Consider the following 12,512-nt stretch of genomic DNA (forward strand, 5'->3'; position numbering starts at 1 on the left):
ATGTCCTCGTCGGCGCGGATGACGTCGGAGCTCTTTGCCTCCACCTCCTCGAGCGTGCCGGGCATCCAGCCGTGGATGTGCTGCACCGTGGTGATGCCCGAGCCGATCATTTCGAAGGCCGAGTAGAGCGTGTCGAGATAGAGGTTGAGGTTGCGGATCACCAGCCGGGTGATGAACCACAGCTCCAGTGGCATGTCGGGTGAGCCGAGCTGGACTGGCGTGAGCCCGACGTGGTGGTGGCCGTTGACGAAGCCGGGCAGCACGACCTCCTCGCCGGTCCCGATTACCGGCGTCGTGGGATAGCGGGCCTTGAGGTCGGAATAGGTGCCGATGGCCGCAATCACCCCGTCCTCCTGCAGGACGGCGCCGTCGTCGATCTGGTTCCAGGAGAAGCGGTCGACGACGCCGGTGATCAGCGTGCGGCTGCGGACGAGGGAGGTGGCCATGGCAGGATCCAGGATGGAGACAATGGGACGATAGGCGGCGGAACGGCCGCCGGATGACGTCAGGCGGCCGGGACCAGGCCTTCCTGTTCGGCGAAGGCGCGGTCGACCTCGTCGCGCAGAAGATCGGTCAGGTGGATGCGGAGGGCCTCGCTCTCCCGTGAGAAGAGGTTGCGCGGCCGCGGCAGCGGGTTGGTGACGATCGTCTTGATCCGCCCGGGGCGGGCGGTGAAGACGACGATCCGGTCCGACAGCGCCACCGCCTCGTCGATGGAATGGGTGACGAAGAGAACGGAGGCGCCACTGTCGCGCCAGACGTCGAGCAGGAAGTCCTGCATCTTCTGGCGCGTCTGGACGTCGAGGGCCGCGAAAGGCTCGTCCATCAGCAGGACCTTCGGCCGCATCGAGAGGGCCCGCGCCACCGCGACGCGCTGGCGCATGCCGCCCGAGAGTTCGTCCGGTCGCTTGTTGATGGCCTCGGCAAGGCCGACGCGCTGGAGGGCGTCGGCCGCGATGATCTTTCGCTCGGCTTCCGGCACGCCGCGGATGGCATGGCCGAAGGTGACGTTCTGCCAGACGTTGAGCCAGGGGAAGAGCGAGGTCTCCTGGAAGATCAGGCTGCGCTCGGGGGAGGGCGTCTCCACCCGGTCGCGGAACGACCAGATCTCGCCGGCTGTCGCGGGCTCCAGTCCAGCGATCAGGTAGAGCAGGGTCGACTTGCCGCAGCCCGAGGGTCCGAGGAAGACGACGAACTCGCCCGGGCTGATGTCGAGGTCGATGTCGCGAAGCGCCTCGTGGGCGCGGCGGGTGCCCGCCGCCCAGACCTTCGAGACGTTGCGGCAGACCACGCTGTCCTTCGACGAGTAGGGTGTGGGGGTCTCAGAGGCCACGCAGAACTCCCGTCGTTTCAGGCACCCAGTAGAGGATCCGCTTCTGGATCATGCGCAGGACCCAGTCGGAGGCAAAGCCGAGGAAGCCGATGAGGGCGATGCAGAAGAAGACCAGCGAGGGGTTGAAGGTGTTGCGCGCCAGCATGATCACCTGCCCGAGGCCGTAGCCGACGCCGGTGGTTTCGGCGATCAGCACCACCATCCAGGCCCCGAACATGTTCAGCCTGAGGACCATCAGCAGGCCGGGCAGGATGGCCGGTACGATGACGCGCCAGTAGATCTGCGGCTTGGTCGCGCCCATGGTCCGGGCGACGTTGATCAGGTTCCTGTTCACCCCGTCGATCTGCGCCACAGTACCCAGCACCATGTGGAAGAACAGCGCGATGACGACCATGAAGATGGCCGGCGCGTTGCCGATGCCGAAGATGAAGATGGCGACGGGCAGCCAGGCAATGGGCGAGACCGGCGACAGGAGGGTGATCGTCGGCAGCGTCAGCTTCTCGAAGAGGTGGAAGTAGCGGATCAGAACGCCCACGGCGACCGCGAGGACCGAGGCGATGAGGAGCCCGGAGAAGACGCGGCCCATGGTGGCGCCGACCGTGATGAGCAGCGCCTGGCGGGGTGTCGGGCCATCGGCCGGATTGAGGCCGATGGACCAGCGCGTGGCCGTGTTGAAGAACTTGGCCTGGTCGGCGAAGGCGCCGAGGAAGACGTGCGGCGGCGGCAGAAGCTTCGGGTCGGCGAGGCCCACCGCCCAGAGCAGTTCCCAGATTCCGGCGAAGAGCCCGACCGAGACCAGCGTCCAGCCGATCCGGGGTCCGGATTCGGCCAGCTTCTCCTTCAGGCGCATGCTCCAGGTCTCCGCCGTCCCCTGGGGAACGGCGGAAGCCTTGGCCGTGGCCGGCGCGTGGTTGGCGATGGCGGCGTCTGTCATGATCGCCTCAGGCCGACTTGTATTTCAGCTTGGCATAGAGGTCGGCGTTTTCGGCGATGACCTGTTCGAGCAGCGTCCAGTCGATGGCGTCGCGCGTCGGCTTCTTCTTGATGTAGCCCATCTCCACCAGGCTGTCGGTCCGCTCCAGGATGAACTGGGTCTGGGACCTGGCATCGACGACGGCGGGCTGCTTGCCCATGGCCAGGACGGCGTTCTCCATCGAGGTCTTGTAATAGGTGCCGACGAGCTTGGTCAGCGTCTCCTGCTGCTGGCTTTCGGCCATGGCCTGGGCCTGCATCATCGCCTTGATGATGGCCTTCAGGCCCTTCGGATTCTCGGCGATGAGGCTGGAGCGGGCGGCGAGGACGCAGTCCGTATAGCCCTTGCCGTAGATGTCCGTGCCGTCCGAGAGCTTGTGCGACCCGGGCACGTCGCGCAGCAGGGCGGTGCCATAGGGCTCGATGGTGCAGATCCAGTCGATGGCGCCCGCCTTGAAGGCCTCGACGGCCTCGGGCGTCGAACCCATGTAGCGGACGGTCACGTCGCGGAAGCTGATGCCGTTCTTCTTCAGGTAGTCGTAGGGCATGACCTCCAGCGTATCGAGCTGGAACGTGCCGAGGGTCTTGCCCTTGAGCTTCTGCGGCGTATCGAGGCCCGGCCGCGATACGATCACGCAGCCCTCGACGCCGCCGCCGGCCACCACCTTGACCGGCGCACCCGCGTCGAACAGCGCCATGAAGCTCGTGTAGGGCATCAGCCCGACATCCACCTGTCCCATGCCGAGGAAGGTGACCTGCTCGGCGAAGGTCGGCGTGTTGACGAACTGCAGGTCCGTGCCCTCCGCCCGCGAGAACTGCATGGCGTGGGCGAGAAAGATGTTCAGGTTGCAGAAGCCGGTGCCGTGGGTCGACTTGATCGGCCGGCCCTGGGCGAGAACCACATCGGGGCCCACCGCCATGGTGATGGCGGCGGCCGCCGCGCCGGCGCGGAGAAATCCGCGCCTTGAGAAGTTCATCGCGTGGAGGTTCGGCAGGTGCATGCAGCCATGGCGGTCACACATGGGAGACTCCGCTGAGGATCGGTTGAGGGGGGTGATGCGGACACGAGACGGCCGCGCCTTGCGGCGCATGGCTCGGCAGACGGGCGGGCAAGACCCGTCCGTGCTGCGGCTCTGGACTGTTGCTGTGGGGACGATCAGTCGTCGGCCGGCGTCCGCGTCGTGCGGGGGCCGGTTCCTGCCCTAGATCCACGCTCGTTGACATCGGCCGCGTGCAGCCGATGAGGTCGAGGATTGCGAACATCGCAATCTCCACAACAACAAGGCGGCACGCCAACCTGAAGTCCTCGCCCTGCGGCGGGGGCTGCGCTGATCAGTTACAAGCAAGCGGAATGCCAGACGCGGATCGCGCATATTCGCTCCGATACCGGGGAATCCGCGGGAAATCCTGCATCATCCGCCGCGGGAAGTGCCCCGAAAGCCGGCAGGCGTGCAGCGGAATTCAGCAGTGCGACATTTTGCGATCCAGCGCCATCGCCCTGTCTGCCGCGCGGCTCAGCGGCGGCGGAGGCCGTTGAGGAAGACGTCGAGATAGGTCTGCAGCTTCTCCGGCTCCAGCGGGCGGATGGCGTTGCCGTCGCGGCAGAACATCATCAGGAGATAGGATCTCGCGCCGGTCAGCAGGGCGGCCACGGTCTCCAGTTCGGCGTCGGCGAAGCCGTGCAGGTCGCCCCCGTGGTCGCGGCTGCGCCGGAGGGAGCGCACGTAGCGGGTCTGGATCTCCTTCAGATGCTGGTGGAACGCGGTCGGTGCGTAGAGCTCGGCCTCGTTCATCACCCGGTAGATCTCGGGATGGTCGGCGAGATAGGCGAAGTTCGCCTGCAGGCCCCGCCGCTCGATGTCCTCCAGGGACCGGCTGTCGCGGATGGCCGCGGTGAGGCTGTCGAGCATGGCGCCGCCGAGCTCGGGCAGCAGCACGTCGAAGAGCGCCTGCTGGTTGGCGAAATGCAGGTAGAAGGCGCCGTGGGCGACCCCCGCCTCGGCGGTGATGCGGGCGATGGAGGCGCCGGCATAACCGTGGCGGCCGACGACGATGCCGGCGGCCTCGACGATGCGGCGCCGCGTCTCGGCGTTCTTGGCCACCTGACGCGGGCTCGGCGGGCGGCGCCCGGCGCGGCGCGGGGAGGGGTCGGGGCTCGTCTCGCCATCGTGGCGGAGGGATGCGTCAGCCAAGTGCAGATCCCGTCGGGGTGGCGGCCAGTTGATCGGCGATCATGCGCCGGAGGATGTCCTTCTTCACCTTGCCGGAGGCGGTGCGAGGAAGGTCCTCGACCAGCACCAGATGCTCGGGAAATTTCTGCTTGGCAAGTCCCGCTGCCGCGAGGGACGCCACGAGATCGGCGAGGGTGGGGTTCGCGCCTTCCTGAGGGACGACATAGGCGCAGACGGTCTCGCCGAGCCGCTGATGCGGCATGGACACCGCGACCGCCTCGCGGACGGCGGGATGGCGGTGCAGGGCGTCCTCGATCTCCTTGGCCGAGATGTTCTCGCCGCCCCGGATGATCAGGTCCTTCTTGCGGCCGGTGATCAGGATGGAGGCTTCCTCGCCGATCAGGCCGATGTCCCCCATGCGGAAGAAGCCGTCGGCGGTGAAGGCGGCGGTGGTCTCGGCCGGATCGGCATAGCCGACGAACAGGGCGGGGCCGCGGGCGAGGATTTCCCCTTCCGCGCCGGGCGACACGTCGCCCTCGCGGTCGTCGACAATCCTGACGTCGTAGTCGACGATGCGCCCGTCGGTGACGGCGGCGAGGCGCTCGGTGCCGGGCGCGACGAAGCCGAGCGTGATCATCGGCGCCTCGGTGGAGCCGTAGACGCGCGTGGCGCGGCCATTCGCCAGAAGCCCGTTCGCGCGGGCGACGAGGTCCGGCGGGACGGCCGCCCCGCCGCAGGCAAAGATCTTGAGGGAGGGCAGGCGCGACTGCGCCTGCTCGGCGGCATCGACCAGTTCCTGCAGGAAGGGCGTGGCCCCGACCGTGACCGCGACGCCGTGGCGGTCGATGAGCCTCACCGCCTCGGTCGCGTCCCAGCGCTCCATCAGCACGGAGACGAGGCCATGCTGGAAGGGCTGTTCCAACCCCCAGGCGAAGCCGGTCACATGGGTCACGGGCGAGGGCATGAGCACGACGTCGCCGGTATCGAGGCCCCAGTAGGCGACGCAGCTCGCCATGGAATGGGCCATGGTCTCATGGGTATGCAGGACGCCCTTCGGCATGCCGGTGGTGCCGGAGGTGTACATCACCATCTTGATCGCTTCCGGCACCTGGCGCGGCCAGGGGACGGCGCCGCCGGATGCACCGACGTCCTCGAGGCGCAGCATGCCCCGCCGCGGGGTGGAGGCCCGGGCGACGACGACATGGGCGAGGTCGGGAAGCTGCGGGCGAAGCCTCTCCAGCATGGCCGCATAGTCGAAGCCGCGGAAGGTCTCGGGGACGATGATGGCCTTCGCCCGGCAGTGCCTCAGGATGAGGCCGAACTCGGCGTCGCGGTAGATCGGCACGATGGGGTTGATCACCAGACCGAGGAGCCCTGCGGCAAGGTCGACCGACAGGGCCTCCAGCCAGTTCGGCAGGGCGAAGGAGAGGACGTCGCCCGGGCGCAGGCCGAGTTCCCAGAGGCCCGCCGCGAGGTGCTCTGCCCGCGTCAGGGCCTCGGCGAAGGTGAGGGTTTCCTCGCCGAGCTGCAGGCAGACCGTGTCGGGCGTCGCGGCGGCCCGCTCGCGGGCATCGTCGGCGATCGTCCGGTTGCGCCAGGCGCCGGCCGCGCGATGCCGCGCGACGTCGGCGGCAGCGAGGCGCGAGGACCAGCCGCTGGGGTCCCGCCAGGGAGGGCAAGCGTTCATCTCCATCCTCTCGTCCACCACTGCCGTCCTTCAGACCGCGAGGAATCGCGCCTCGAGGTCGGGCGCGGCATCATAGGCGTTCCAGTCGCCCGAAAAGACGATCGCGCCGGAATCGATGATGAGCAGCCGGTCGGTGCAGGCCCGGGCGAAGTCGATGTTCTGCTCGGTGACGAGCAGCGCGAGGTTCTCGCGCTTCCGCACGGCCGCGATCTCGCGCGCCATGTCCTCAACGATCACGGGGGCGAGGCCCTCGGCCGGCTCGTCGAGCATCAGCAGCTTCGGCCGGGCCATGAGCCCGCGACCCACCGCCACCATCTGCTGCTGGCCGCCCGATAGCCGGTCGCCCCGCCGGTCGAGAATGGGCTGGAGCAGCGTGAACTGCGCCGCGACCTCCTGCGGCGTCGGCGGGGTCACACCCGGCGGGCAGGCGTGGCGGGCAAGTTCCAGGTTCTCGGTGACCGAGACGTGCGGGAAGATCCGCCGGTCCTCCGGCACCAGGGCGATGCCGCGCCGGGCTCTCCGGTGCGTCGGCTCGCCCCCGAGATCCTGGCCCTCGAAGCGGATGGTTCCGCGGACGCGCGGCCCCGCGTCCATGAGCGCCTTCAGAAGCGTCGACTTGCCGGCGCCGTTTCGTCCGAGCAGGGCGACGCCCTCGCCCGGGGCGATCGCGAACGAAATGTCGTGCAGGATGTGGCTGTCGCCGTAGAAGGCGTCGATGCCGCTGACCTCAAGCATGATGGCCTCCGCGACCGAGATAGATCTCCTTGACGAAGCTGTTGGCGCGGATCTCCTCCGGCGTCCCCGTCGTGACGATCTCGCCGTAGTGGAGGACGCTGATCCGGGTCCCGAGATGGAAGACCACATCCATGTCGTGTTCGGTGAGGATCAGGGTGGCGCCGGTCTCCGCGACGATGCGCTGGACCAGCCGGACCGCGGCCATGCGGTCGGCCGAGGCCATGCCCGCCGTCGGCTCGTCGAGGAGCAGGAGGCGTGGTTTCAGCGCCAGCATCATGGCGAGTTCCAGGCGCTTCTTGTCGCCGTGGCTGAGAATGGAGGCGGGTTCGTCGCCGCGGCCTGCAAGGCCGAGATCGGTGAGGATCGCTTCCGCCTCGCGCCGCAGAGACGCCTTGGGTGCGGTGGCGAAGCGCCAGCTCGCCGTGCCGTTCGAGACCTCCCCGGCCTCCAGCGCGACGACGACGTTCTCGGCCGGCGTCATGTCGGCGAAGATGCGGGCGACCTGGAACGAGCGCCCCATGCCGGCGCGCACCCGGCGGAAACCGTCGAGGCGCGTCACGTCGCGTCCCTCGAAGAGGATCGTGCCGGCGGCGGGCAGGATCTCGCCGCAGAGGGCGCGGAAGAAGGTGGTCTTGCCGGCGCCGTTCGGCCCGATGACCACGTGGCGCTCACCCGGCGCGACGGTGAGGGAGACGTCCTTGAGGACGGGGGTGCGGCCGTAGCCGGCGAAGAGGCCCTGCACGGCGAGGGAGGCGGCGCTCATCGTGCTGCTCCCTCAGCTGCGCCCGCCACGGGAACGGCGGGTGGTGACGGCTGGTCGCTCGCGCGGTTCGGCCGGAGGCGGGCCACGAGCAGGGCGGCAAGGCCGAGGAGCCCCCCGGGAATGGCCAGAACGACGGCGAGCAGGAGGCCGCCGGTGATGAGGTCGGAGGCGCCCGCGAGGCTGCGCGTGCCGTATTCGACCGCGGAGAAGACGACGGCGCCCACGAGCGGGCCCCAGAAGTGGCCGGCTCCGCCGAGGAGGGTGAAGAGGATGGGCTTGGTCGATTCTCCCCAATGGGCGAGGTCGGGGCTGACGATGGAGGTGAGGGGGCCCATCAGGCCGCCGGCGGTGGCGGCACATGCACCGGAGATGGCGAAGGCCTCGAGCTGGCGGCGGCGCACGTCGATGCCGAGGAAGGCCGCCCGCATGGGGTCGAGCCTCACCGCGCGGAACGAGCGCCCGAGCCGGGAATGGGTCACCCACCACAGGCATGCGATGAGCAGGGCCGTCACAAGGATGACGAAGACGTAGTAGGCCTGTCCCTGGGCGAGATCGATCGGCCCGAGTCGCGGGCGTGGAATGCCGGTGAGGCCGTCGTTCCGGCCGAAGAACGAGGTCTTGGCGATGACGACGTGGACCAGTTCCGCGAAGGCGAGCGTCAGCACCGCGAAATAGACGCCCTCCGTCCGGCGCAGGGCGACGAAGCCGATGACGACGGCGGCGAGGGCGCCGGCTGCCGCCGCAAGGGCGAGGGTAATGAGGAACGGGATGTCAGGCAGCCTCAGGAGGAGCAGCGCCACCGCATAGGCGCCGGTGGCGGAGAAGGTCGCCTGACCGAAACTGAGGAGCCCGGCGGTCGAGAAGAGCAGGTTGAAGGCCATGCCCAGCACGACGTTGATGGCGACGACCCCGGCGAGGAAGACGAGGCCGCGGTTGGCGACGAAGGGCAGGAGCAGTGCCGCCGCGGTCAGGACTGCGAGCACCAGGAGGAAACGGGCGGCGGGCGACAGGGTCATGACAGCCTCCCCGAGGCGATGAGGCCGCGCGGGCGGACGAGGAGGATGGCGGCGAGGGCCACGAAGAACAGCACGCCGGGCATCTGCGGCAGCAGGGCAGTGCCGAAACTGTCGACCAGACCGAGCAGGATCGCGGCGAGGAAGGCGCCGCGGATGGACCCCATGCCGCCGACGATGACGACGCCGAAGGCCTGAATGATGAAGATGCCGGCGAGGTCGGGCGACAGGCTCTGGTTGGCAACGAGGAGGCCGCCGGCGAGGCCGGCGAGAGCGAAGCCGATGACGACCGTTGCCGAATAGATGAGGCCGACATTGACGCCGAGGAGGCGCGCCATCCACGGGTCGATGGCGATGGCCTGGATGAGGCGGCCGACGGAGGTCATGTTGATGAGCCATTCCAGGGCGAGAAAGACGACGACCCCGGCGACCACCACGAAGATCGAATAGTGCGGCAGGACGAGGTTGCCGATGAAGGAGACCTCGAAGAGTTCGGGCGGCGGCGAGGCGCTGACGACGTTGAGGCCCCAGACCAGCTTGACGAAGCCGTTGCAGACGAGGAGCAGGGCGTAGGTCGCGACCAGCACGTAGGCGCCGTCCACGTGGGCGAGCCGTCTGAAGACCGCGCGGTCGACGATCAGCCCGACGACGCCGATCACCGCGCCGGCGAGAACGCTCGCGGCGAGGAACCCCCAGATGTTCGCCATGGCCGCCGACCAGTTGGTCAGCGAATGCGCCACATAGGCGCCGATCATGAAGAAGCCGCCGTGCGAGAAGTTCAGCACGTGCAGGATGCCGAAGATCATGGTCAGGCCGGCGGCGACGAGGAAGGTCGCCATGCCCCAGACCAGGGCGTTGAACAGAAGCGAGGGCAGGTCGGCGATCATCCGGCGCAATCCCTTGGAGGAAAAAGAGCGGGAAAGCGGCGAACCGCCTTCCCAAGTTCCAGAGGGACCCTCAGGAGGGCTTGCGGAGAACCATGGCCTTGCCCGGAGTGGCCGGCTCGATGACGCCGGCGCCCGGAATCTTGACGTAGTCCGAAACCTTGAAGCCGACATCGGAGCCCGCGTCGGGCTCGATCTGGATCATCTCCAGGTCCTTGATGGCCTGGTTGTCCTCGGCGCGGATGGTGCGGGAGCCGGTGACCGTGTCGAAGGTCAGGCCCTTGAGAGCGTCGATGATTGCCTTGGTCTCAGTCGACCCCGTTTTGGCGATCGCGGCGGCATAGGCGGCCACCGCCGCCTGCGCCTCGCCCGCCCAGCCCATCGGCATCTTCTGGCCGGTCTTGGCGACATAGGCCTCGTAGAAGGTCTTGCTGACCGGCGAGGAGTTGGCGGCGTAGTACCAGTGGGTGCCGGTCCAGTGCTTCGGCACCTGCGCTTTCAGCGCGTTGGCGACGATGAACTCGTTGGCCGCGTCCATCAGGATGCGGTTGTTGAAGAGCCCGAAGGGGCGGGCCTGCTGGAAGAACGTCGCCGCGTCGCCGCCATAGGTGGCGTTGACGATGCCGCGGGCCGGCGTGCGCGCCGCCTGGGTGATGAAGTTGCGGTAGTCGCCGCTGCCGTAGGGCACGATGATCGGATCGACGATCTGCGGCTGCTTGCCCGTGATCTTCGGATAGAACTCGAGCAGGCCGTCGACATAGATCGCCCAGACGGTTCGGCCATATTCGTGGTCGGGGATGATGCCGGTCCAGCTCGTCACGTCGGGGAACTTCTCCGCCATCATGCGCGCCTGCGCGCGCATGCGGTAGGTGCCGTCACCGATGCGGAAGACGTGCGGGCTGTAGTTCTCGTGGTTGATCTTCTCGGAACCCGCGCCGCAGGTGAGGTTGACGCCGTTCTCGGCCTGCATCAGCGGCCCATAGGCGAGGGCGACCGTCGAGGCGATAGTGCCGAACTGCAGGTTGATGCCCATGCCGAGGAGTTCGCGCGCCACGGTGGTAGCGGCGGCCGGATTGGCCTTCTCGTCGCGGAACTCCAGCGCCAGGGGCCTGCCGCGAACGCCGCCGGCCTTGTTGATGAGCTCGACCGCGACCTCGGCGCCGTTCTTGACGAAGCTGCCGATGAATTCCTGCGGGCCCGACAGCGGCGTGACCACGCCGAGCCGGATCGGCTCGTTGGTCTGGCCGACGACGATCCGCGGGTTGGCGGAGAGGGCAAGGGCGGTGCCGGCGCCGGAGGCCAGCAATGCACGGCGGGTCAGCTTGGTCATGGTGGTTTCCTCGTGAGGGGGCGGTTGTTCTTGTTGTTGGGGTCGTGCGGCGCTCAGCGGCCGGTGAAGACGGGCTTGCGCTTCTCCCGGAAGGCGTTGACCGCTTCCTGGTGGTCGGCGGTCAGGTTCGACATGGTCTCGTAAGCGAGGCCGGCATCGAAATGGGCGTGGAACAGGGCCTTGAGCGGCAGGTTTGCGGTGATCTTGGTCCAGTTGATCGCCTTCAGCGCGCCACCGGCCAGCCGCTCGGCGAGGCCATAGACCTCGGCGTCGAGCTCGTCAGGCGACACCACCTTGGTGACGAGGCCGAGCCGCTCAGCTTCCGTCGCGCTCATCAGGTCGCCGGTCAGGAGGTAGTGCTTGGCCTTGGCGTAGCCGACGAGCTGCGGCCAGATGAAGGCGCCGCCGTCGCCGGCGACGAGGCCTACGGAGACGTGGGGATCGCCGATCTTCGCCCGGTCGGAGGCGATGACGATGTCGCAGAGCAGGGCGAGGGAGGCGCCGAGCCCCGTCGCGTGGCCGTTCAGCCGGCAGATCAGCGGCTTGTCGAGGTCGAGCTGGCTGAAGACGATGTCCTTGGCCTCGCGGCCCGTCGCCTCAAACTCCTCCGGGCGGTCGATGGTCGACTGCATCCAGTCGATGTCGCCGCCGGCGCAGAAGGCGCGGCCCTCGCCGGTGAGCACGACGATGTCGGCCTCCGAGTCGTCGCGGGCGTCCCGGAAGATCCGCGACAGTTCGCGATGGAGTTGCGCATTGACGGCGTTCAGCTCGTCCGGCCGGTTGAGGGAAATCGTCAGGATCCGACCGCGGCGCTCGGCCTTGATCGTTTCGTAGGTGTCATAGCGGCTCACGGGCGGTGCTCCTTGACGGGTGCAGGGTCCGAAGGCGTCAGCGCCGCGAAGCGCGCGCGATAGGTGTCGTCGTCGCCATAGCGGCTCTCGGCGGCGGTGAGGCTGCGGAAATGGTGGCTGACTCGCAGCTCCTCGGTGATGCCGATGCCGCCGTGCATCTGCACCGCCTCGCGGGCGATGAGCCGGGCGGAGCGGCAGCCGACCACCTTGGCGACGGCCACGGCCCGGCCGAAATCCGCCGTGCCGTCGGCGTCGCAGGCGGCGTCGACGACGGCCTCGGCCTCCTCGAGGGCGATGGTCAGGTCGACGGCGCGGTGCTGCAGCGCCTGGAAGCGGCCGATCGGCTGGCCGAACTGCCGGCGGGTCTTGAGATAGGCGAGGGTGTCCGCGAGCAGCACCCGCATGGAGCCGACCGCTTCCGCCATGGCGAGGAGCGCGCCGCGGTCCAGCGCGGCGTCGAGGGCGGCCTCCGCGTCGGGGAGGGCGATGCGGTGGTCCGGCGGGACGACCGCCTCGAGTGACACGTCCAGCAGCAGGCGCCCGTCGAGCGCGGTGAAGCGCCGCGCCTCGACGCCGGCCTGGTCGAGCGGCACGAGGGCGAGGGCGAGCGATCCATCGGCCTCGCGCGCGGTAACGAGGAGATGGTCGGCGAGCGCCGCACCCTCGACGGCCGCCTTGCGGCCGCGCAGCCGCCAGCCGCCGGCTGCCTGCACGAGGCTCGTCTCCACATGGTCGCGACGATGGCCGGACGACGGCTCCGCATGGGCCAGGAC

At 68.7% G+C, this 12,512-nt stretch carries 13 protein-coding genes; all 13 read right to left on the minus strand.

Annotated features, from left to right (window positions below; genetic code table 11):
* On the minus strand, positions 1 to 446 hold a 446-nt coding region (locus tag ACT6XY_RS20275), incomplete at its 3' end, for an amidohydrolase family protein (protein WP_444750117.1).
* 59 nt (positions 447 to 505) lie between these two features.
* Positions 506 to 1,333: an ABC transporter ATP-binding protein gene (locus ACT6XY_RS20280; protein WP_444750118.1), complete on the minus strand. Its 828-nt coding sequence runs from the start codon at positions 1,331 to 1,333 to the stop codon at positions 506 to 508.
* Positions 1,323 to 2,267, minus strand: coding sequence for an ABC transporter permease (locus tag ACT6XY_RS20285; RefSeq protein ID WP_444750119.1), 945 nt, complete (start codon positions 2,265 to 2,267; stop codon positions 1,323 to 1,325). Before ACT6XY_RS20285 ends, ACT6XY_RS20280 begins: the two co-directional genes overlap by 11 nt.
* 7 nt (positions 2,268 to 2,274) lie before the next feature.
* Positions 2,275 to 3,327, minus strand: coding sequence for an ABC transporter substrate-binding protein (locus tag ACT6XY_RS20290; RefSeq protein ID WP_444750120.1), 1,053 nt, complete (start codon positions 3,325 to 3,327; stop codon positions 2,275 to 2,277).
* A 492-nt stretch (positions 3,328 to 3,819) separates the two neighbouring features.
* Entirely contained in the window at positions 3,820 to 4,497 is a 678-nt protein-coding gene (locus tag ACT6XY_RS20295; protein ID WP_444750121.1) for a TetR/AcrR family transcriptional regulator, read from the minus strand.
* Positions 4,490 to 6,163 (minus strand): AMP-binding protein, encoded by a 1,674-nt coding sequence (locus ACT6XY_RS20300; protein ID WP_444750122.1) that lies wholly within the window; start codon positions 6,161 to 6,163, stop codon positions 4,490 to 4,492. The genes ACT6XY_RS20295 and ACT6XY_RS20300 overlap by 8 nt, the downstream gene beginning before the upstream one ends.
* Before the next feature lie 30 nt (positions 6,164 to 6,193).
* Positions 6,194 to 6,898 (minus strand): ABC transporter ATP-binding protein, encoded by a 705-nt coding sequence (locus ACT6XY_RS20305; protein ID WP_444750123.1) that lies wholly within the window; start codon positions 6,896 to 6,898, stop codon positions 6,194 to 6,196.
* Positions 6,891 to 7,661: an ABC transporter ATP-binding protein gene (locus tag ACT6XY_RS20310; protein WP_444750124.1), complete on the minus strand. Its 771-nt coding sequence runs from the start codon at positions 7,659 to 7,661 to the stop codon at positions 6,891 to 6,893. Before ACT6XY_RS20310 ends, ACT6XY_RS20305 begins: the two co-directional genes overlap by 8 nt.
* The gene (locus ACT6XY_RS20315; RefSeq protein WP_444750125.1) at positions 7,658 to 8,677 is read right to left on the minus strand and encodes a branched-chain amino acid ABC transporter permease; all 1,020 of its coding nucleotides are present in this window, start codon (positions 8,675 to 8,677) and stop codon (positions 7,658 to 7,660) included. Before ACT6XY_RS20315 ends, ACT6XY_RS20310 begins: the two co-directional genes overlap by 4 nt.
* Positions 8,674 to 9,561 (minus strand): branched-chain amino acid ABC transporter permease, encoded by an 888-nt coding sequence (locus tag ACT6XY_RS20320; RefSeq protein ID WP_444750126.1) that lies wholly within the window; start codon positions 9,559 to 9,561, stop codon positions 8,674 to 8,676. Before ACT6XY_RS20320 ends, ACT6XY_RS20315 begins: the two co-directional genes overlap by 4 nt.
* A 70-nt stretch (positions 9,562 to 9,631) precedes the next feature.
* Positions 9,632 to 10,888: an ABC transporter substrate-binding protein gene (locus ACT6XY_RS20325; RefSeq protein WP_444750127.1), complete on the minus strand. Its 1,257-nt coding sequence runs from the start codon at positions 10,886 to 10,888 to the stop codon at positions 9,632 to 9,634.
* 53 nt (positions 10,889 to 10,941) lie between these two features.
* Positions 10,942 to 11,739, minus strand: coding sequence for an enoyl-CoA hydratase/isomerase family protein (locus ACT6XY_RS20330; RefSeq protein WP_444750128.1), 798 nt, complete (start codon positions 11,737 to 11,739; stop codon positions 10,942 to 10,944).
* Positions 11,736 to 12,512, minus strand: a 777-nt coding sequence (locus ACT6XY_RS20335) for an acyl-CoA dehydrogenase (RefSeq protein ID WP_444750129.1), incomplete at its 5' end; no start/stop codon positions are given. The genes ACT6XY_RS20330 and ACT6XY_RS20335, both read right to left, overlap by 4 nt.

The organism is Phreatobacter sp. (genome assembly GCF_052440005.1).
GTDB lineage: Bacteria > Pseudomonadota > Alphaproteobacteria > Rhizobiales > Phreatobacteraceae > Phreatobacter.